The sequence below is a fragment of the Peptoclostridium sp. AF21-18 genome, assembly GCF_003478825.1.
Lineage (GTDB): Bacteria > Bacillota > Clostridia > Peptostreptococcales > Peptostreptococcaceae > Peptacetobacter.
Map to the genome: position 1 here is coordinate 15,870 of NZ_QUGE01000009.1, position 21,541 is coordinate 37,410.

General features: G+C 30.9%; 22 protein-coding genes and 1 pseudogene. 9 read left to right on the plus strand and 14 right to left on the minus strand.

What is annotated here, in order from left to right; translation table 11 throughout:
- Nucleotides 1-39: 39 nt before the first annotated feature.
- Both DWX74_RS05660 and DWX74_RS05665 read right to left on the minus strand, forming a co-directional pair.
- Nucleotides 40-783: an EFR1 family ferrodoxin gene (locus DWX74_RS05660; protein ID WP_118549102.1), complete on the minus strand. Its 744-nt coding sequence runs from the start codon at nucleotides 781-783 to the stop codon at nucleotides 40-42.
- Between the two features lie 118 nt (nucleotides 784-901).
- Nucleotides 902-2,170: a dihydroorotase gene (locus tag DWX74_RS05665; RefSeq protein WP_118549103.1), complete on the minus strand. Its 1,269-nt coding sequence runs from the start codon at nucleotides 2,168-2,170 to the stop codon at nucleotides 902-904.
- Nucleotides 2,171-2,482: 312 nt separating this feature from the next.
- Between DWX74_RS05665 and DWX74_RS05670 the strand changes: the two genes are divergently transcribed.
- Entirely contained in the window at nucleotides 2,483-3,862 is a 1,380-nt protein-coding gene (locus tag DWX74_RS05670) for a YjiH family protein (protein ID WP_286164228.1), read from the plus strand.
- Between the two features lie 486 nt (nucleotides 3,863-4,348).
- Here the strand turns inward: DWX74_RS05670 and DWX74_RS05675 are convergent, their stop codons facing one another.
- Complete coding sequence (locus DWX74_RS05675; protein ID WP_118549104.1) at nucleotides 4,349-5,665, minus strand: IS4 family transposase; 1,317 nt, start codon at nucleotides 5,663-5,665, stop codon at nucleotides 4,349-4,351.
- A 251-nt stretch (nucleotides 5,666-5,916) separates the two neighbouring features.
- Here DWX74_RS05675 and DWX74_RS11420 point away from each other — a divergent pair.
- Nucleotides 5,917-6,000 (plus strand): annotated as a pseudogene (locus DWX74_RS11420) (conjugal transfer protein); the annotation flags it as partial.
- Between the two features lie 24 nt (nucleotides 6,001-6,024).
- Here the strand turns inward: DWX74_RS11420 and DWX74_RS05685 are convergent.
- Nucleotides 6,025-6,903 (minus strand): helix-turn-helix domain-containing protein, encoded by an 879-nt coding sequence (locus tag DWX74_RS05685; RefSeq protein ID WP_118549105.1) that lies wholly within the window; start codon nucleotides 6,901-6,903, stop codon nucleotides 6,025-6,027.
- Nucleotides 6,904-7,034: 131 nt separating this feature from the next.
- On the opposite strand from DWX74_RS05685, the gene DWX74_RS05690 reads away from it, so the two are divergent.
- The 3 genes from DWX74_RS05690 (at nucleotide 7,035) to DWX74_RS05700 (ending at nucleotide 9,370) form a co-directional block, all read left to right on the plus strand.
- Nucleotides 7,035-8,477, plus strand: a complete 1,443-nt coding sequence (locus tag DWX74_RS05690) for an MFS transporter (RefSeq protein ID WP_118549106.1) — start codon at nucleotides 7,035-7,037, stop codon at nucleotides 8,475-8,477.
- A 228-nt stretch (nucleotides 8,478-8,705) separates the two neighbouring features.
- Nucleotides 8,706-9,134 carry a sigma factor-like helix-turn-helix DNA-binding protein gene (locus tag DWX74_RS05695; protein ID WP_118549107.1) on the plus strand — a complete coding sequence of 143 codons (429 nt, stop codon included), beginning with the start codon at nucleotides 8,706-8,708 and terminating at the stop codon, nucleotides 9,132-9,134.
- The gene (locus DWX74_RS05700; RefSeq protein ID WP_118549108.1) at nucleotides 9,131-9,370 is read left to right on the plus strand and encodes a helix-turn-helix domain-containing protein; all 240 of its coding nucleotides are present in this window, start codon (nucleotides 9,131-9,133) and stop codon (nucleotides 9,368-9,370) included. Before DWX74_RS05695 ends, DWX74_RS05700 begins: the two co-directional genes overlap by 4 nt.
- Nucleotides 9,371-9,589: 219 nt before the next feature.
- Here DWX74_RS05700 and pyrE read toward each other — a convergent pair whose 3' ends face one another.
- Together pyrE and DWX74_RS11190 are read right to left on the minus strand one after the other, a co-directional pair.
- Nucleotides 9,590-10,273, minus strand: coding sequence for an orotate phosphoribosyltransferase (gene pyrE, locus DWX74_RS05705; protein WP_006440274.1), 684 nt, complete (start codon nucleotides 10,271-10,273; stop codon nucleotides 9,590-9,592).
- 86 nt (nucleotides 10,274-10,359) lie between these two features.
- Nucleotides 10,360-10,518, minus strand: coding sequence for a hypothetical protein (locus tag DWX74_RS11190; protein WP_006440273.1), 159 nt, complete (start codon nucleotides 10,516-10,518; stop codon nucleotides 10,360-10,362).
- Nucleotides 10,519-10,823: 305 nt separating this feature from the next.
- Between DWX74_RS11190 and DWX74_RS05710 the strand changes: the two genes are divergently transcribed.
- Complete coding sequence (locus tag DWX74_RS05710; protein ID WP_118549109.1) at nucleotides 10,824-11,117, plus strand: hypothetical protein; 294 nt, start codon at nucleotides 10,824-10,826, stop codon at nucleotides 11,115-11,117.
- Between the two features lie 174 nt (nucleotides 11,118-11,291).
- Here DWX74_RS05710 and DWX74_RS05715 read toward each other — a convergent pair whose 3' ends face one another.
- Both DWX74_RS05715 and DWX74_RS05720 read right to left on the minus strand, forming a co-directional pair.
- Nucleotides 11,292-11,606 (minus strand): hypothetical protein, encoded by a 315-nt coding sequence (locus DWX74_RS05715; protein ID WP_118549110.1) that lies wholly within the window; start codon nucleotides 11,604-11,606, stop codon nucleotides 11,292-11,294.
- A 27-nt stretch (nucleotides 11,607-11,633) separates the two neighbouring features.
- Nucleotides 11,634-12,833: an alanyl-tRNA editing protein gene (locus tag DWX74_RS05720; RefSeq protein WP_118549111.1), complete on the minus strand. Its 1,200-nt coding sequence runs from the start codon at nucleotides 12,831-12,833 to the stop codon at nucleotides 11,634-11,636.
- A 282-nt stretch (nucleotides 12,834-13,115) separates the two neighbouring features.
- Between DWX74_RS05720 and msrA the strand changes: the two genes are divergently transcribed.
- Nucleotides 13,116-14,069 (plus strand): peptide-methionine (S)-S-oxide reductase MsrA, encoded by a 954-nt coding sequence (msrA, locus tag DWX74_RS05725; protein ID WP_118549112.1) that lies wholly within the window; start codon nucleotides 13,116-13,118, stop codon nucleotides 14,067-14,069.
- Between the two features lie 111 nt (nucleotides 14,070-14,180).
- Here msrA and DWX74_RS05730 read toward each other — a convergent pair whose 3' ends face one another.
- From DWX74_RS05730 to DWX74_RS05740, 3 genes are all read right to left on the minus strand, one after another.
- The gene (locus DWX74_RS05730; protein ID WP_118549113.1) at nucleotides 14,181-15,389 is read right to left on the minus strand and encodes an MFS transporter; all 1,209 of its coding nucleotides are present in this window, start codon (nucleotides 15,387-15,389) and stop codon (nucleotides 14,181-14,183) included.
- Between the two features lie 60 nt (nucleotides 15,390-15,449).
- Nucleotides 15,450-16,640, minus strand: a complete 1,191-nt coding sequence (locus DWX74_RS05735) for a MalY/PatB family protein (protein WP_286164230.1) — start codon at nucleotides 16,638-16,640, stop codon at nucleotides 15,450-15,452.
- 285 nt (nucleotides 16,641-16,925) lie between these two features.
- Nucleotides 16,926-17,828, minus strand: a complete 903-nt coding sequence (locus DWX74_RS05740; RefSeq protein WP_118549115.1) for a DMT family transporter — start codon at nucleotides 17,826-17,828, stop codon at nucleotides 16,926-16,928.
- A gap of 390 nt (nucleotides 17,829-18,218) precedes the next feature.
- On the opposite strand from DWX74_RS05740, the gene DWX74_RS05745 reads away from it, so the two are divergent.
- A complete protein-coding gene (locus DWX74_RS05745; RefSeq protein ID WP_118549116.1) occupies nucleotides 18,219-18,563 on the plus strand; it encodes a RidA family protein in 345 nt (114 codons plus the stop codon).
- A gap of 202 nt (nucleotides 18,564-18,765) precedes the next feature.
- A complete protein-coding gene (locus DWX74_RS05750) occupies nucleotides 18,766-19,410 on the plus strand; it encodes a TrkA C-terminal domain-containing protein (RefSeq protein ID WP_118549117.1) in 645 nt (214 codons plus the stop codon).
- Nucleotides 19,411-19,451: 41 nt separating this feature from the next.
- Here the strand turns inward: DWX74_RS05750 and DWX74_RS05755 are convergent, their stop codons facing one another.
- The 3 genes from DWX74_RS05755 to DWX74_RS05765 are packed head-to-tail and all read right to left on the minus strand — an operon-like array spanning nucleotide 19,452 to nucleotide 21,375.
- Nucleotides 19,452-20,162: an HAD family hydrolase gene (locus tag DWX74_RS05755; protein ID WP_118549118.1), complete on the minus strand. Its 711-nt coding sequence runs from the start codon at nucleotides 20,160-20,162 to the stop codon at nucleotides 19,452-19,454.
- A 25-nt stretch (nucleotides 20,163-20,187) separates the two neighbouring features.
- Complete coding sequence (locus tag DWX74_RS05760) at nucleotides 20,188-20,475, minus strand: GNAT family N-acetyltransferase (RefSeq protein WP_118549119.1); 288 nt, start codon at nucleotides 20,473-20,475, stop codon at nucleotides 20,188-20,190.
- A gap of 60 nt (nucleotides 20,476-20,535) precedes the next feature.
- On the minus strand, nucleotides 20,536-21,375 hold the full coding sequence (locus DWX74_RS05765) for a pirin family protein (protein WP_118549120.1): 840 nt from the start codon (nucleotides 21,373-21,375) through the stop codon (nucleotides 20,536-20,538).
- Between the last annotated feature and the right edge of the window lie 166 nt (nucleotides 21,376-21,541).

Genomic DNA, 21,541 nt, shown 5'->3' on the forward strand with positions numbered 1-21,541 from the left:
AATTTAAAGAATTCTATTATTACATTAACAAAAATTTTTCTATTTGCAAAGGTATCTTCTCTTTCCTACGCTTTTCTTTCCGTATTCTATAGCTTCAACAGGACAATTACAGATACATGCCATACAATGTGTGCAGTCACTTCCCCAAACTGGCTTATTATCCACTAATTTTATATTGTTTAGCATACAAAGTTTCTCGCATTTTCCACAACCTATACAATTATCTTTAGCATAGAATTTATCTGCCTTTACAAATTTTTTGTAGAATATATTATTTACAAATCCACTCTTTGCTTTGTCAAATACTCTTAGTTTTCTCTCTTCAAATTTTTTACATTCTTTTATCTCATCGCCTGCTTTTTCTATAATAGGATCAGCTTTTTGTATTATTGCTTTTGATTCTTCTTCGCTTGGAACTGGGAACATTGCTATGTAGTTTTCAGGCATTATAATTTCTTTGATACCCATAAATTCAAAACCTTTTTCTTTACATAATATTGATATTGTTTCTTCTGCGTTTCCTATATCGCTTCCACAGTTCATAACAAAGTATGCTTTTTTATTTCCTTCAAAGTTTGATTTTCTTATAAATTCATCAAATACCCTCGGAATTCTCCAACCGTACGTTGGACAGACAAATACAAGTGGTTTTTCTGAGCTAAAAGTAGGATTTTCGTTGTTTTTTATATATTTTGTAGAGTCTATCAGTTCATCTTCTGTTATTTTTGCTATTTTTTCTGCTATATATTTGCTATTTCCAGTACCTGTAAAGTATACTATCATTCCTCTTCCCCCTTTAGTTATAAATATGGTGCTGCCAAAGAATGTGTAAAACACTCTTAAAACAGCACCACTTTTTTATTTCATATTAAATTTTTTCGTTTATTCTTTATAAGATTTTTTATTTATCTTCGTAAGCTATTCTTCCGTTGCATATAGTGTATTTTACTTTACCTGTCATTTCCACTCCTGTAAATGGAGTGTTTTCTGCTTTTGAAGCGTAGTCACCTGCTATCCATTTTTCATTAGGATCAAAGATTACTATATCTGCTGGTTTTCCTTCTGCTATGTTTGCAGTATCTAAGTTGTATAATTCTGCTGGTTTTACAGACATTTTTTCCATTAACTGAAGGTATGTAAGATGTCCTGCATTTACTAAAGACATTATTCCTAATGCTAAAGAAGTTTCTAGTCCTATTATTCCACTTGGGCAATTCTGGAATTCGCCAGTTTTTTCCTCAGTTGTGTGAGGTGCGTGGTCTGTAGCTATTATTTCTATTGTGTTGTCTTTTAAACCTTCTATTATTTTATCTCTATCCCAAGCTGTTCTTAGAGGTGGGTTCATTTTTGCAAATGTTTTGTGCTCTCTAACAGCGTCTTCTGTTAATGTGAAGTGGTGTGGAGATGCTTCAGCGTACACTCTTGCACCATGCTGTTTTGCAAATCTAACCATATCAACAGAATTTCCTGAGCTTATATGCTGTATGTCTACTTTTGCTCCTGTTTTCATTGCCATCATACAATCTCTTGCAACCATTACGTCTTCTGCTACATTTGGAGCACCTACAAGTCCTAATTCTTTTGCAACTTCGCCTGCATTTACACCAGGGTTTCCTATTAATGAAGGATCTTCTTCATGGAAGCTTAGTGGCACATCTAATTCTTTTGCCATTTCCATAGCTTTCATTACAAGAGCTGTATCATTTATTGGAAGTCCATCATCAGTAAATCCTAGTGCTCCAGCTTCTTTAAGAGTTTTCATATCTACTAATTCTTTTCCTAAGAATCCTTTTGTTATTGCAGCAGCCTGAACTATATTTATCGGAACTAATTCCGCTTTGTTCTGTACATAGTTTAATACTTCTACACTATCTACAACAGGTTTAGTATTTGCCATGCATACAACTGTAGTAAATCCACCTTTTGCAGCTGATGCAGAACCTGTTAATAAGTCTTCTTTATGCTCAAATCCTGGATCTCTAAAGTGAACGTGAACATCTATAAGTCCTGGAGCAACTATTTTTCCAGTTGCATCTATTACTTTTTCAAATCCATTCTCTTCAATTCCTTTTCCTACTTTTAATATTTTTCCATTTTCTATTGCGACATCCATTACTTCATCTGTGTTTGTCGCTGGGTTTACAAGTCTACCATTCTTTATAAGTATCATCAAACCAATCCTTTCTGATTTAAAATTATCGCCAATATTATACAATTTTTATTTCAACTTTCATCGTCAATGAAGTATTAATTGTTAATTACAATTATACACTATTTTCGTTGACTTTATAGTAAAAATACGATAAACTTATACTTAGCTTTTGAAAGTTTTTTCAAAGGCTTTTTTAATGTAATTTAAATTTGTTTATTATAGTCTAAAAGAGATTTATTTTAAAAAGATAATATTACTTTTAGAATATTTATTAATAAAAATTAAATTTCATAAAAATATTTAAAATCTAAGTTCTTAGGAGGGATTATTTTGAGTAATAACACGAATGAAAAATCCATAACAGCTGCTGGATTTTTCAAATTCTTTATTCCGTCGCTATTTGGTATGATTCTTTTCATAATACCACTGCCATACGGAAGCATGTTCCCTATTGAAGGTCTTTCATCGGTAAATATAGGGATAGGTTTTTTAGCTGAACTTATAAAAATTTTACTTGCCGATTATATGAACTACATCGCACTTGTAGTAATCATAGCATCTGCTATTTTCTCAATTATGAGTAAATTTATAAAAGTTAAAAATGATTTTTTAAGAGGTGTTCTTGAGGTTTCACCATTCTGGTTAACATTTAGAATACTTGGTGCAATATTTATTTTCATGACAATATTCAAAGTAGGTCCAGAATTTATACATTCTGATGTGACAGGAGGTACTATGATAGGTGTGCTTCCAAGCTTACTTGCTATATTCTTAGTATCAGGTTTCTTACTTCCTTTAGTTGTTGACTTTGGGTTAATGGATTTATTTGGTACTTTAATATCTAAATTTATGTATAAGCTGTTCAAAGTTCCCGGAAGATCAGCAATAGACGCAATATCTTCTTGGCTTGGAGATGGTACACTTGGAATTATGATAACTGATACTCAGTACAAACAGGGATTCTACACTGCTAAAGAAGCGTCAATAATAGCAGTTTGTTTCTCACTTGTTTCACTTCCATTCTCTACAGTAATAGCTGACCAGCTTGGATTTATGGATATATTTGTTCCATTCTACGGTACAGTTTGTTTAGCTTCATTAGCTTGTGCACTTATAATGCCTAGAATATATCCTCTTAGCAAGTTTAAGGATACTACTTATATGGGTGTTGAACATCTTAAGGAAGAAGTTATACCTAAGGGAGAAAATGTTTTTGCATTCGGTCTTAAAAAAGCAGTTGAAAGAGCTGAAACTTCTCCTTCTTTTGGAGATATAATATTAAACGGATGTAAGACTGTTATAGATATGTACTTTGGATTACTTCCACTTGTTATGGCTTGGGGTACTCTAGCGCTTATCGTTGCTGAATACACTCCATTTTTTACAATAATATCTTATCCAATAGTATTTATACTTAAATTATTAGCTATACCAAATGCAGTAGAAGCTGCTCCAGCAGTTTTAGTAGGATTTACAGATATGTTCCTACCTTCTATAATGGTATCAGTTGATGGAATAGCTGAGGTTACTAAGTTTATAATCGGTGTTTTATCAATATCTCAGCTGATATATTTAACAGAAACAGGTGCAGTTGTTCTTAAATCAGATATACCATTAAATCTAAAAGATTTACTTGTAGTATTCTTGGTTAGAACAGCGATAAGTTTACCTATAATAACATTAGTAGCGAAATTTGTAATCTTCGCATAAATAAACAGGACAAGAGTATAACTGCTCTTTGCTCCAGGCTTCAGCGCCCCCACCCCGTTAGAGTAACACATTTAGCGGTTGTGGGGCGCTTGCAGTATTGTAGTCTAAATCAAAATTTGCCAACCCTTTGTTACTATGCTAAGCATATGAGATATAGACAAACTCCTCTCCAGCTTCGATGCGTGATTAAGAAATAATTTTGTTGCAACTAAAATACGCGTCTCCAGATTGTCGAAAGAGTTTTGTCTATATAACTCATATGCTACATAATATCAATAGCTTTGCCAAATTTTGATTTAAGCTGATTTTACACAAATAAAAAAGGATGTTGATTACAACAATGTCATTAAGTTAGCATTGTTAATGAGGTTATCTAAAAGAAAAATAGCAGGAAAGATTTTTGCTTTCCTGCTATTTTTATATTTTAAACACACAAATAAGACAGATAAAAATCTGTCTAAAAAATTTTATGACATTTTAGCTGATTTATGCTACCCTATATATGAAACCATGAAATACTTCTACTGTGAGCTTTCGCTCACGATGCCTATCGGGTCTTATAGGTATGATATTTCTTGCTATGATGGTTTCTAAATTAGGTGATGTTGTTTTTCCATGATAGAACAGTCGACACATACGCGTAGCGACTGAAAAATTTGCTTTATAAGTATATTTTCTTTGCTTTTTTTCAATGACTACGTGAGAGGTAATCATTTCTGCAAAGTTATACATTATAAGATGTGCATAAATTTCTTGATGAATACACATCACCTTTTTTGAATGAAAATTCAACATACCAATTGTATATTTCAAATCTCTAAATGATGTTTCAATTCCCCATCTTGAAGCATATAGTTCTTTTAGTTTTTCTGGAGGATATTCTTCACTATCTAAGTTTGTAAGTACTGTTTCATAAAGATTATCCATTACCTTAAAGCGAACTATTCTAAAACTAAGATTATAGAATTCTAATGGGTCATGTTTTCTTTGTTTTGTTTTAAGATAATCAAATTCTGAATTTGCTGGTAAAAACTTGTACTGATTTTTGGCTTTGAACAGTTCTTTTGTTTGTTTTGTCTGCCTACGGCTCAGTTTAAGATTTATTTTTTCGTCAAATTCATTAGTTTTAGGAAGATTTAAACCTGCTTTAATACCGTTTTTACCATCCTTTATTCTGATTAAGAAATACCATCCTTTTTCTTGTATATGTGCCATGTTATTGTATGATTCATAACCTCTATCTGCGATAACTAATGCATTTTTTATATTTGATTCGTCTATCATTTTTTGTAATGCTCTATGTTCATTATAATTTATTTTTCCTTGTATAACTGCATCTGTATAAATATGATTTTTTATATCATATAGAGCATTTAAATGAATAAGATTATAACCTTTTCTACCATTAATTCCTTGATGAAATGATGATAAATCATTAGGATTAGTAGCTATTTGAACATCAGTACCATCAACAGCTAGAATACGAAGATTTTCATCACTTTCATTAACTAAATTTGAAGAAAAATTATTAAAAATATCTTTAAATGCTTCCGGCTTAATTTTGCATCTTTGTTGAACAAATGCAGAAGCCGAAGGCATATTTGGATTAGCATCAAAAATATTAATAAGTTCATTAGTCATACTTTTACTTTCCATACCTATAATTGTTTTTATAACTGTTTCAAATGGAAGCTTTCGCTTTCTAGTAAAATCCTTTCCTGATGATATACAGTAATCATCTGATTTTTTTGAAACAGAATTTATTTCTGAAAATAATAGTTTTTTTATATCTTTAGGTTTCATATGTGACCTCCTTGTAATTAAGATTTCCCTAATTACAAGGGTCGCTTTCACTCTTTCATTAACATTTAATAGCGAAAGCGACCACACATTTTTTAATTCTTGTCAACATTTTTATAAAATAAAAAGACCCCATATTATTTCTAATATTGAGGTCTTTATGTTTTTCTACTAACTTAATGACATTGGGCTCTTGACAGGGCTTTTTCTTTTCTGTGGTGGGTAATCAAGAGGCAAAAAAGGATAAAAGTTGATTTGTGGTAAATCAGACAAAAGCAACACAAGTATCGCAGTATGAACTGACGCTTCATAAAGATAGCAACTGGAGGATTGTATAAACAAAATAATTTAGCCGTAGCCACTTATGTAGTTACGGCTAAATTTCTATACGAATTTCTATATTGACTAGGCGAAATGGAATGATACTTTTTAAATATTCGACTAAAATAATTGCTGTTTTCAAATCCACACATTAAAGCAATTTCTGTGATATTATAATCTGTTTGTTTCAAATAGTAGATTGATTTATCTAAGCGTATATTGTTTATATAATCAGTTGTAGTTTTTCCTGTTAATTGTTTGAAACTACGGCAAAAATGATGAACACTTAATCCCACTATATTTGCAAGTTCGGATAATGTTATTTTTTCATTATACTTATGCTCAATCATTTCAAATACAGGTTGAAATCTTATAAGGGTAGCTTCTTTTTCAACTAACTCTGATTGTGTAAGAATGCACTGAACATGGTTTCTTAATAGTATAACTACCAAATAATAAATACATGCTTTTATTGCCAATTCGTAACCTGTTTTTTTATTGAAGTATTCCATTAGGACTTTTTTTACTAACTCTATTAGCTCTGTATCATCTCGAATTAAATTGTTAAATTCAATCCTATTTAAAGTAATAGGAGTTAAATATTTTGTTTGCAATAAATCTACATGATTACTAAAAAGGAAAGAGGGTTCAAACCTTATGGTATAAAAAACCAAATTATTTGATGTACTTTCTAAATAATGTAACTCATTAGGATTTACAATGACTAAATCATTAGCTTGTACTTTAAAATTACTTTTACCACACTCTAATTTAGCTGTTCCACTGATAAAGTAATAAATTTGTAAATGTTCATGCCAATGTCTAGGGAAGTTTTGTCCATTTTTAATATCTGCTTTTTTAAAAATATCAACAAAGCTCTCTTGTCCTACCCTGTTAAAATAATTATCTTTATTATTCATAACGACCTCGTATATCAAAATTGTGCTAATATATAGCAATGTAGTTGTTGAAATTATATGCATATATATCTATTATATTATATGTGGCTTGCATTGTAAATCACAAAATAATACTAATAAGGAGAATTGTTATGAATAATAAATCAATTCATAGTGAAACGACAAAAAGAAAAATTGTTCTAATCGCTGTAATTGCAATGACTTTTATGGCTACGTTAGACTCAAGTATTGTTAATGTAGCACTGCCTGTCCTTTCAGAAAAACTGAATGTAACTATATCGGCTGTTGAATGGGTAATCGCCAGTTATTCTATTATTATTTGTTCAACGATATTATTTTGGGGGCGCTTGGGAGATATTTGTGGAAAATCAAAAATATTTCAACTTGGAACTGTCCTTTTTACCGTCTCATCTTTGTTATGCGGTTTAAGTAATTCTTTTGTTGTCCTGATTATATGTCGATTCTTACAAGGGATAGGAGCTTCGGCATATATGGCGAATAACCACGGTATCATTACTGAACTATTTCCGAAAGAAAGTAGAGGAAAAGCCTTAGGTATTTTAGTAACTGCTGTTGCAATAGGAAATATGGTCGGACCGTCAATAGGAGGAATGATTTTGTCTGTATTTGAATGGAATTATATTTTCTATATCAATGTTCCATTTGGTATCAGCGTATTTATATTGGGATTAAAGTTCCTACCAAGAGGGGAGAAAAAACATGAACATTTGGATGTACTAGGGGCTATTTTACAGTTTGCTGTTACACTTTTGTTCTTTGGCTCATTGATTTTATCGCAACAGACAGAACAATTAAATCCGTATATTATGGTTTGTATCGGCATATCTATCATCTTGGCAATACTTTTTATTCATGTGGAAAAGAAACAACATCAACCACTTTTGGATTTGGATATATTCAGAAACTTAAAATTTTCAATCAATCTAGGGTGTGCATTAACATCTTTTATCTGCATAGCTTCATCTAGTATTTTAATACCATTCTATTTGCAAAATACTTTGAAGTTAAGCCCATTCCATGCGGGCTTGTTTATGATGCTATCCCCTTTGGTTTTGGCAATTTGTTCCCCAATATTTGGAAGTATTTCTGATAGAGTAACGTCTGAAAAGGTTATTTTTACTGGACTGTTAGTATTGAGTTTAGGGTTCTTTTTAATGTCAAGGCTGACAGAAACCTCTCCTACTATTTTATTCGCTATATTTGTTGCAATTATGGCAGTTGGACAGGCAATCTTTCAGCCTGCTAACAATGCTCTTATCATGTCAACGTGTCCTAAAAGTAAACTCGGTATTGTCGGAAGCGTAAATTCCTTAGTGAGAAATTTAGGACAGACTGTTGGAATAACTTTATCTACTACTCTACTGTACTTTTTTATGAGCAATATTGCAGGTTACAGAGTATCAGACTATGTAGCTGGGCATGATGAGTTCTTTATTTATGGTATGCAACACGTTTATATAATTTTAGTAGTGATATGCTTATTAGGAGCTTGTTTAACAGGGTTTAGGTTGATTAAAAAAATGTATAAAGATAAAAACGAAAATAATATTTGATTAAGGATATGAAAAATGAGAGGACTAAAAAATGAGAGATAAAAGAAAATTTGAAATCTGATAAAAAGGAATAGCGTTATAAGATAAAGAGTAATATTACAGTATTTAAGGCTCGCACAAATATATGTTTTGTGTGGGCTTTTTTCTTACCATTTTTTTGTATTTCTAAATGGTATAGGCGGTATTCCGTTTATATATTTCAGCATTAGCAGAAAGGGGGGTGAGATTATGAGGACATCTTCTTTCGAGCATATCGTCAGATTACAGTTTAATTCTTTAATGTTGATTGTCATTAAGAACAAATTAAAAAGTCGACACAGACAGCTTGCAAGATGTTCTAAACGTGAAGTATTGTTTTGTGAAATGGCAGAAACGAAACAAGTTGAACGTGGAACGAACGATACCTGTTTTTATGATTGTATATCATTTAAAGTCTTGCACTTTACTATTTATGTATCTGATGAAACACTCGGTACAGCTTTACATAGACTGTCAGAAAAACAGCGTAGTGCGATTTTATTGCGTTATTTTCAAGGCATGAACGACAGAAAAATTTCAGAACTGTACTATGTGTCACGTTCTGCTATTTTTAGCAGAAGAAGTAGAGGACTAAAGAAGTTAAAAACGCTTTTAAGCGAAAGGAAGTTAAAAGAATGAGCAAAGATTATGGCTATCCCTCTCTTGAATTGATTTGCAGAGCGTCAAGCGGAGATGAAGTGGCAATCAGAGAAATTTTGAAGTTTTATGACGCTTATATTTCTAAGTTATGCTTGCGTCCTTTTTACCACTCTGAAAGTGGTAAAATCATTATGCAGGTTGATGAAGAACTAAAGGGAGAAATTTATACAGACATGATGAAAGCAATCTTGAAATTTGAAATACGAGTGAAGTAATCAGCTGTATAAAAGAAAATCGGGAGATACACAGTTATTTGTGCTATCTCCCATAGTAATTTTATTGTCATATCAAGGCTCATTCAATCGTGGTAAATTCGTGGTAAAATGAGTGTTTTTCTATACCTCAAAATGCTTGAATGTATAGTGTTTATGCGGATGATTGAAAATTAGATATAAAATTTATATTAATATATCTTTTTTTACTTTAATTTATTATTATTTTTTTGCTCCATACTGTTTGTAGTATTCGTCTATAGCAGCTTTTATTTCGTCGTTTATTACTATTTCACCGTTGCATGGTTTGTTGTATAAGTATTCTACAACTTCTGCCATTGTTACTATAGCATTTGTGTCGAATCCATATAATTCTTTTACTTCATCTAAAGCGCATTTTACTCCGCCTTTTCCTATTTCCATACGGTCTAGAGATACCATAAGTCCTACTATTTCAACGTTTGCTGCACCTCTTACTTTTGGAACTGTTTCTTCCATAGATTTTCCAGATGTAGTTACGTCTTCTATCATTATTACTCTATCGCCATCCTGAAGTTCACTTCCAAGGAATCCACCTTTGTCAGCACCATGATCTTTAACTTCTTTTCTATCTGAGCAGTAACGTACTTCTTTTCCGTATAATTCACTATATGCAATTGCTGTTACTACACCTAGTGGTATACCTTTGTAAGCTGGTCCGAACAGCACATCGAAATCATCTCCATATTTATCATGTATAGCTTTAGCATAGTATTCTCCAAGTCTTTTTAACTGTGAACCTGTTACATAAGCACCAGCATTCATGAAGAATGGTGATTTTCTTCCACTCTTTAATGTAAATTCTCCAAATTTTAATACTTTGCTTTCAACCATAAAGTCTATAAATTGTTCTTTATATGCTTCCATATTTACAACCTCCGTATCTGTAGCTTTTTAAATCTTTTTAATTTTACCACAGATTTGCGATTATTTCAATTGTCTAACTTTGGCTGTTAATGGACCCTTTCTTTTTTCATTCCTTTAAACTGACCTCTTTTAACCTCAAAATAAAATCCTAACTGTTCATATATCTCATTTAACTCGTATAAAGTAACTTCTCCGTGTTCTAAATTTGAAAAAGTTATTTCTCTTAATGTTCTTTCTCTTTCCATGATAAAATCCTCTCCTCAAAAAAAATTTTATGTATGTTAATATTCCCAATTTAATATATTTGCAAACATTTTTTAGTAAAATTGTTCTGTTCTTCTATAGAACGTCTGTTCCTTTTGTTAATTCTATTATACCATACATATGTTCGATTTCAAGATTTTTGTTCGATTTTTTGATAAGAATTTTATTAAATTTGTATAAATTTTTTCTGCTTAACTTTTCAACAATTTCCTATAAATATACTTGATATATTTTTGAATAAGTTATAAAGTATTTTATAATACTAAAAAATATTTGGAGGTTTCCGATGGACAAAGATAACAAAAATTCGAAAACAATAGACTTCAATTCTATAGATAGAGAAAAAAGAGATAAAAAACTAAACGAATCCATGACTGTAAACATATACGAAGGCAAGAAAAAAACTACGAACGACGGAAAAATAATAGAATTCGAACAAGCTAAAAAAGAACAAAAAACAAAAGCTCGCAAACAAAAAATAAAAAACGCCGCTCCCAAAGGAAGAAGCGGATACATAAAAATATTCTATGCTGTACTACTTATACTTATAATCTTTGTAGTATTCTCAAAACTGATCTAACTTTGCAATAACCAAACAAAACTACAAAATTTTACGTCTTGTACTTAAAGATATACTTATGCCTATAACTATAAATATAAATACAAGTAGGACTATTTATGATTAAAATAAATTAAAATAAAAAAAGAGTGGTTTAAATTTGTATGATGTAAGTAAACCACTCTTTTTATTTAATTATTTAACCATAAATAGTCCTACTGTAGATAATATCATAGTTATAGTCATAAGTATTCTTGCTTTTCCAAAATCCTTATCCTTCATAACAAACGCTATTACACCTGGAACAAATAATGCTGCTGAAACTAGCTTAAACACTATATTTGAACTAGGCACTACTGAGAATAAAAGCACACATAGAACAAACATATATAGCCCTATTGCATTAAAAACAAGCTTATTTGATCCAAGATTTTTCAATAAGAACATAATTCCTATTGATAAAACATCCAACCCTAAAAATACATACATAATAGTTGTTAAATTTTCCATTTTAAAATTCCACCTTCCCAATTAAAACTACTCAAAATGAGCTAAAAACATTTTATAAGATTTTTCAAGAAATTCATCTGCTTTACCGTTGTTTACTCCGCCACCCTGAGCTGAGTATCTATTTCCGCCACCTTTTCCTTCTATAATAGAGATATTACCTCTCAATATATCAGACATACTAGGTCCGTCTATATCTTCAGTGTATGCAAATACAACATTTATCCTATTTCCGACTTCATTTAAAAACATAACAGCCATTTTTTCATTTTCTGTAATTTTCTTGACCATCTTGTTTAAATATCTACTGTCTTTATCTTTAAATACAGCTTTTATAAGTTTTATATCACCTATTATTTCAGCTTTTTCAACTAATTCCTTAATTCTATAATCTAATAACTCATCTTCTAGCATATTTTTCTGATGTATAATTTCATCGCATTTTTCTTCAATATTTTTAACGCATTTTTCTATATTTTCTTCATTGCAGCTAAGATGTTTACAAAGACTTGTCATAACGGCATCTCTTTTTAATACATAGTCAACTGCTCTTTTTCCAGCCAAGAACTCTACTCTTGTAGCATTTCTACATTTTTCTGTTCTTTTTATTTTTAAAAGTTTTAGTTCTCCTGTGTACTCTGGATGGCATCCACAACAAGCATTAGTATCTAAATCGCCTATTCTAACAATTCTTATCTCCTCAGCTGTATCTGGAAGCTTTCTTCTAGTCCATGTATCCTCCAGCTCATCTTTTGAAGGAACAAATATATCGACATGTATATTTTGACGAATTACATCATTTGCCATTTTTTCAACTTCTAAAAGCATCTCATCTGTAAACTCACCCTCTATATCAACTGTGCTTATATCCTCACCTAAATGGAAGCCACAAGTGTTTCTATTGTATTTTGTAAAGAAGCATCCAGAAAGAACATGCTGCCCAAAATGCTGGTGCATTCCATCTTCTCTTCTATCCCAGTCTATAGCTCCTTTTACCTGATTTTCAGATAAATTTTCTTCTATTATATGGTATACCTTTCCATTTTCCTCAAGCATATCTACAACTTCTATTCCGTTTAACGTACCTCTATCACAAAACTGTCCGCCACCACCTGGGAAAAATGCAGTCTGATCTAATTCTACTAGGTATTTTCCTTCTCTTTCTATTACATCGACAACTTTTGCATCAAATTCTTTTTTATATCTATCTGTGTAGTATAATTTTTCCATATTTCCATCTCTTTCTTTTGCAATTTCTAATTTTATACTATTTTAAAAAAGTTTATTCTTTTTTCATAGTTTTCTGTAATTTCAATAATAATATTATATCATTTATTAAAAATAAAAACATCTTTATTTAAAGAAGATAAAATTTAAACAATTTCTATTTTTCCTGTTTAAAAACATTTTCATTGGGAATATATCTTATATAAGATAATTTTAAAGTTTTCAAGATAAATTACAATTTATCTTGTATATTAATAATTACGATTACAAAGGATGTGTAAATATATGATAAAAAAAGCTACATTTGCAGGAGGATGTTTTTGGTGTATGGTCAAACCATTCTCTAAATATGATGGAATAATTGAGGTCGTTTCTGGATACACTGGTGGTGAAACAGAAAACCCTACATACAAAGAAGTGTGCAGCGGAACTACAGGACATTACGAAGCTATTGAAATAACTTATGATGATTCTCTAATAGATTATGCTGACATATTAGATGTGTTCTGGAAACAGATAGATCCAACTGATTCTAATGGTCAGTTTGTCGACAGAGGTCCTCAGTACAGACCAGCTATATTTGTTCACGATGAAGAACAGAGAAAAATAGCTGAACAGTCTAAAAAAGAATTAGATGAAAGCAAAAGATTTGATAGACCTATATCAGTTGAAATAATTGATGCTACTACATTCTACAATGCAGAACCAGAGCATCAGAATTACTACAAAAAACAGCCTAAACATTATAATATGTACTACAAAAATTCTGGAAGATACAATTTTGTTAAAGCATTTTGGGATGGAAGTAGACCTGATAGAGATGAGTTAAAAGAAAAACTTACTGATATTCAGTTTGAAGTTACTCAGAATGATATGACTGAGTGTCCATTTGAAAATGACTACTTCAATAACTTTGAAGAAGGAATATATGTAGATGTCATTGGTGGAGAAGTATTATTCTCTTCTAAAGATAAATTTGAAAGCGGTTGTGGTTGGCCAGCATTCTCTAAACCTGTAGAAAACAATTCTCTATCAGAAAGAACTGACTTCTCTATGGGAATGCTTAGAACTGAAGTAAGAAGTAGAGTATCAAACTCTCACTTAGGACACGTATTTGATGACGGTCCAGAAGAACTTGGCGGACTTAGATACTGCATAAACTCTGCATCACTTAAATTCATACCTAAAGAAGATATGGAAAAAGAAGGATACGGAGAATATTTAAAAATATTTGAATAAAATTCAAACATTAAACTTGTTAGTAGGTATTCTCACATACTTAACTATAAAACCAATTAATTATATCCCTAAAGAAAGGGACTGTTACGTATCTTGTAACAGTCCCTTTTATTATTTCTTTCCTATTAAATCACTTTTATAAATACTTCTAAATATTAGTACTCCTATCACATACAGTACAACAGTTACGAAATATGGCGCATTGTATGAAATATGCTCCATTATAAATCCACCGGCAGTAATACCAATTGCTCTACTAAGATTTTGAACAACTGCAGCCAAGCTACTTAAGTTTGTTCTTTCATCCTCTTCAATAAGGTCCATCTCAAGATTTTGCATAACAGGTGTAGCCATATTCATAAGACCATTTCTCATAAAGAAAGCTATTGTAAGCATTATAAGCCCTTGAGGGAACATTATTGATAGTAGAAACGGTATTGATATAAGCTGGCAGAATATAACCGTTCTGGCTCTTCCCATTCTCGATACTAAAAATGGTATAATCATACCACCAACGATGCATCCAAACTGGGATATAGATAAAATACTACCTACAACTGCATCACTTATATTCATACTGTATTTTAGATATATACTGAAGAATGGAACAACAAGACCTGCTCCAACTCCAATAATTCCGTAATAAATCATAAATGCTATTACATTTTTCTTCATTATATTTTTATAAGCCTTAAAACATCCCTTCATGTCTCTAGGAACATGATTTTTAGGATCTTTCATAAGCGCTATAGGAATTATCGCTATTAAAGACATAAATGTAGATATTACGAAAATTATCTGAACTGCTGTTTTTGAGTCTACAACGTGAGCCATATAAGATGAAATTACTCCACCTAAAAACGTAGCCAAAACATATCCTAAGTTGTAGATTACATAACTAAGGCTGAAAACAGCAACCCTATTTTCCTCAGGAGTATTTTCGGTTATAAACATTCCCTCTGCAGTCGCTCTTACACTAAGACCAAACCCTACAGCAACAGACATAAAAAGTATCAGTATCTTGCTATGAACAAAGATAATTCCTATACTACCAGCTGCAGTAAATAAAAATCCTAGCATAAAACTGTATCTTCTACCTATTTTTTCCAATAGATATGCACTAAAAACAGAGCCAAACGCAATAACCAACGTATTTATGGATAATACATATCCTACAAAATGTTCTCCATATCCAATTTCTTTCAGATATATTCCGACAAATGTATTGAAAACTCCCATAACAAAACATTCAATCAGATTTACAATCAAGAACATTTTCATATTTCTATTTAGCTTTTTTATTACTCTTATAGTTTCCATATTTTCCGCCTTTTAAAAAATTAAAGACATATCCCCTATTTATATCTTCCCAAAGCTTAATTATCTATCTTTAAAAGATTCGTGTATTCTCTTCATACATTCTTCTAATATACATCTTGGGCAAGCTATGTTTATTCTTTCAAATCCGCTTCCTTCTTCACCGAACATTGTACCTTCGTCGAATATTAATCCAGCTTCTTCAAGCATTATTGTTTCTAATTCGTCAGCACTTATTCCGTATTCATTGAAGTCTAACCACATTAAATATGTTCCTTCTAATGGAATTACTTTAACTTTTGGAAGGTTTTCTTTAACGAATTCTTCTACATATTTAGCATTTGAATCTAAGTATTCTATTAATTCGTCTAACCAATCTTCACTTTCATTGTATGCAGCGATTACTGCTTCTATTGAGAATGGGTTAGGATTGTGCTGTGCTCCACTCTTTGGAACTTCTTTTAACCAAGCTTCTCTAAGATCTGGAGTGTTTATTATTATATTTGACATCTGCATACCAGCAAGGTTGAATGTCTTACTAGCTGCTAGACAAGTAACTATATGTTCTTTATATTCTGGGCATAATTTCTGTAGATTTATGTGTTTATGTCCTTTTCTTACTAAATCATTGTGTATTTCGTCAGCTATTATAAACACATCATGTTTTTTACATATTTCAACAACTTTTTTAAGCTCTTCTTCAGTCCATACTCTACCTACTGGGTTGTGAGGTGAGCAAAGTATCATTAATTTATTATTAGGATCTGCTGCTTTTTCTTCTAAATCTTCAAAGTTCATAGTGTATTTACCATTTTTGTATATAAGAGGGTTATTTACAATTTTTCTATTATTCTCTTTTATCTTATTTGTAAATGGGTAGTAAACTGGTCTCTGTATAATTACACCATTTCCTTCTTCAGTTAATAATCTTATTAAAAGTGCTACTGCAGGAACTACTCCTCCACAGAACATTATAGATTCTCTGTCTAATTCCCAGTCGAATCTTCTCTTGTACCAACCTAAAACAGCATTATAAAATTCATCTGTTTCTCTTGTGCTGTATCCAAATACTTTTCTATCAGCTACTCTATGCACTGATTCAATTATAGGATCTGCAACAGCAAAGTCCATATCTGCTATCCACATAGGTATAGAATCTTTTTTAGCTCTTGGGAAAGTCTTATCTAGATTGTCCCATTTTGTACAGTTTGTATTTCTTCTTTCTACATATTCGTCAAAATTATATTTTCCCATTTTTTCCATCTCCCCATATTTTTATTTTATAAATTTTTTGACTTTTCTCTTATTATTATAATTCATGTGTGATAATTTTGTTAAGGTTTTTAAAAAAATTTATTGATAAACAATTTCTATTTATTTTATAGATTTTATCAATAGCATTATAAATTTTATTAAAAATATGCTTTAAAAAAGGAGATTTTCTTTTGTTTAAGAATATCTCCCTTTTATAAAAATTAATTCTTATATTTTATTTGTAGCAAATTTCTTCTGCTAATTCTACATTAGCTATTATTGAATCTAACTGTACTTCATAGATTTGTTCTCAAGTTTTGCTCTTTCTTCTCTATCAAGCTTTCTATTATACATAAACATATAAAGCGCAGCAGCAAATACTATACAGTATCCTAAAATACTCCATCTATCTGGATACGCACCAAATATAACTATACTTAAAATTGCTGAGAATATTATATTTGTATAATCGAATATAGAAATCTCTTTCGCTGGAGCAAATCTATATGCCAGTGTTATCCCAAACTGACCTATACTAGCACATACACCAGCCATAAGCATATATACAAGCTGCATTAATGTCATCGGCTCATAAACCATAACCACTATTGGCAGTATAGAAACTATAGAAAATACTGAGAAGAAGAATACTATTGTGTAATAGTCTTCTTTGTTTCCTATAGCTCTAAGGCAAGTGTATGCAGATGCTGCACAAATTGCTCCAAGTATACCAGCTAAATAAGGTACTATTTGCACGCTAAATGTAGGCTTTATTATAAATAACGCACCTACAAATGCAATCATTATCATCGAAATCTGTTTTGTGTTTATTTTTTCTTTTAAGAATATAGCACTTAAAATAACCACTAAGAATGGGCTTATCTTGTTTAACATATTAGCATCTGATAGTATAAGCTTGTCTATCGCATAGAAGTTGAATATCACTCCTAAAGTTCCGAATAGTGATCTCATAAGTAAAAGCTTTCTATTTTCCTTCTTCCCTGTAAAACTTCCTTTATGTTTTATTATTAAATAAAGTGCCATTACTGTAGACACTAAATTTCTGAAAAATACTTTCTGAAAACTTGGTAAATCTCCTGCTAATTTTACAAAAGCAGACATTCCCGCAAACCCAGCTGCAGATAGTATTATAAAGAATACACCTTTTAATCTGTTACTTGATTCCATACTTTTCCTCCCTTTTAAAATTATATATTAATTCCCTTAAATAATCTCAAATCTAACTAGTTTGATATTATAATTTATTATTTTGAAATAAAATTATAAATTATTCTTTTAAAATAATAAAACTATATATTAAAATCAAACTCCTTTATTAGTTTATATTTTACCCTCTTTAATGTCAAGTTACACAATTTTTTAAACTTTTAAGATTTATGCGCTAAATATTGTCAAACATCGTTTTCCACGATAATTTTTCTCAATTAAATACAATTTTAATTTATTTTTCTCAATTATTTTTTGTTTATTAGTTTATTATTTTTTATTCTTGGACTAGATTATTTTTTACATATATATTATAATTTTATAGCATATTATTTTAAGGAGGACGAAATTATGTCAATAAAAAGATTTGAAGGCACTGGAAGAATGAGCAGAGTTGTGAAACACAAAGATACTATATATCTATGCGGACAGACTTGCGGAGAAGGAGATATAATAGAACAGACTAAAGGTGTTCTTGCTAAAGTTGAAGAATTATTAGAAAACTACGGATCAGATAAAAATCATATCCTTTCTGTAACAATATACTTAAGAGATATGAAAGACTTCGAACAGATGAACTCTGTTTGGGATGCATGGGTAGAAGAAGGACACGAACCAGCTAGAGCTTGTGTTGAAGCTAGACTTGCTAGAGAACATCTACTTGTTGAAATGAGTGTAGTTGCTGCTGAAAAATAGTATATACTCTAAACTATTGAACATTTAAATATTAATTTTTTGAAGGCGATTTAATACGAATTTTTTACATTTTCTATTATTTCGCCTTTTTTATTTTAAAATATTTACATAGTTACATTTTTATTTGTTACCAATAGCTAGACAAATTTGTTAAAATATTATAAAATAGAAGTATTATAATTATTTAAAAGTGGGTGATTTAATGGATAGTAATTACACAATGCCGATATATCAGAAAATCGCTCTAGATATAGCAAATAAGATATATACAGGTGAAGTAGAAGAAAATTCAATTTTATATGGTCGTTCTGTTCTAGCTGGAAAATACAATGTATCTCCAGAAACAGTTAGACGTTCTGTGAAAATACTTGAAGACATAGGAGTTGTCAAAAGTATTAAAGGAAAGGGTGTTATAGTACTTTCATCTGCTAAAGCATCTTCTTTTATTAAAAAATATCAGGACCTTACAAATATCTCATCTTATAAGTCAGACTTGTACGATCTTCTAGATGCAAAATCTAAAATCGAAGATAATATTCTAGATACAATAAATAAAATCTTAGATTATTCAAACAGACTAGAGATAATAAATCCTCTTGTTCCTGCTCAGTTTGTGCTTACTAAAGAATGTAAGTATATCGGTCAGGATGCTGGAAAAACTAAGTTCTGGCAAAATACTGGTGGTACAATAGTAGCAATCAAGAGAAACGACGAACTTATAATTTCTCCTGGTCCATATATAGAATTTATGGAGGAAGATACTTTACTAGTAGTTGGAGATAAACATATATTCAACTCTGTACCTATGTTCCTATATGGAAATGACGACAAAGAAGAACAAAAATAAAAAAATGCCTCCTTTGACCAATGTCTTAGGAGGCTTATTTTTTATTTTTCTAAAATATTCTTTAAAAATTCTACTGCTTCATCTAAATCTTCCAACTTTGCAACTAACATCTCTTCCACTTCTTCTGGTGCATCAGCCAACAAATCTGGAATCATTATAGGATTCATTCCCGCTGCATATGCTGATCTTATCCCATTTGGAGAATCTTCAAATGCTATACAACTTGCATAATCAACGCTTAAACCATCACATGCCATCTTATATATCTGGGGATCTGGTTTTGACTTAGTAACCATATCTCCACAAATTATCGTATCAAAATATCCTTCAATACCCACATCGCATATTTTTGACATAGCATACTTTCTGCTAGAAGATGTAGCAACAGCCATCTTTATTCCATTCTCTTTTAAAAACTCTAAAATATTAATTAACCCCTTCTTAACCGGAGTTCCATTTTTTGCTAAATAATCGGCTGATACCTCTCTATATCTATCCGTAAAACCTTCAAAATCAAAGTCTTTTCCGTATTTATCTAAAAAATACTCTCTTCTTCTGTTGTAGTTCATACCTAAAGTATTGTATATATTATCTCCAAAGTTATCATATCCCATTTCTTTTCCTGTAACATCCCAACAATACTTTATAAGCCACTCTGTATTAAACATAAGACCGTCCATATCAAACACCACGGCCTTTAAATTCCCATTTAATTCCTCAGTTCTCTGTTTATTAAATTCATTTAACTTCATTTATAATACTTTACCTCTCAAATACTTATTTTGCCCAAACATCGGCATATTCTTCTCTTTTCTCAAAAGTATGCTCAACATAAGAGCACTCAGGTACTATTTTAACACCTTTTTCCCTAGCTTGCTTAACTATTTCAGCTAATAAAAGACCTGCTATTCCCTGACCTTTATAATCTGGACGAACAAAAGTACTATTCACTACCCAATTTCCGTCCTGCTCAACATATTTTATCTTTCCTGCTCTCTTATCTTCTCTATCTGTATCTAAAGCAACTGCTCTCTTTTTATCTGCTTGATATTCTATTCTTATCATAACGATCTCTCCTTTTTTATTTTTATTCTATTCTTTCTTTATCTTTATTCTATTTTTTAATTAATATTCTAACTTTTCTTTTATAAATATACCCTTATTTAGCTCATCTAAAGCTTCTTTAATTTCTTCTTTAGAATTCATAACTATAGGTCCAGCCCAAGATATAGGTTCATTTAAAGCCTTTGAACTTATATAAAGAACTTGTGCTTTTTTATCTTCATTTTTTATAGAAAGGCTACTTCCTTCTGTCAATTTAACAGCTGTTTTTTCTTCAACAAACTCACCTTCTACATACACATCTCCTAGAAGTGTAAATAACATCACAGATTCATTTGCATCCATATTTAAAATTATTTCAGCACCTTCATCTAAATGTATATCGTAGTAATTTAAAGGTAGGTGTTTTCCTCTATAGCCACTTACATCTTTGTAATCTCCAGCTAAAAGTCTTATCTTTCCACCATCTATCTCAACCTCTTTTATGTCTTCTTTTTTTATACTGTTATAACTTGGTTTGCTCATTTTATCGTCTTTAGGTAAATTCAACCAAAGCTGCACTCCTAAAAGCCTATCTACTTCTGGAATTCGCTCCTCATGAAGTATACCAGAACCTGAGTTCATCCATTGAACTTCTCCACTAGACACTGTATCTTCATTACCTAAACTATCTCTATGCATCATCTTTCCACTAGATACATAACTTATAGTTTCAATACCTCTATGTGGGTGCATTGGAAAACCTGCTATATAATCTTCCGGATTTATACTATCAAACGAATCCAACATCAATATCGGATCAAACTCATCAACAGTATCCCTTCCTAATACTCTTACCAAACTCACCCCTGCGCCATCTATAGCTCTAAATCCTTTTACTGTAGTCTTAACTTTTCTTTTCATTACACTATCCCCTTTTTAATATATATATTCCCAATAAAAATACAATTACTCATTTTAAACGAAAATATTTATATTTATCCACCTCTCCAATCTCCAAGCGGAGGTATTCGCCGTAGCTATATTAAAAACGTTTGAAGGTTCTTATTTATGTATATTTATAATATAA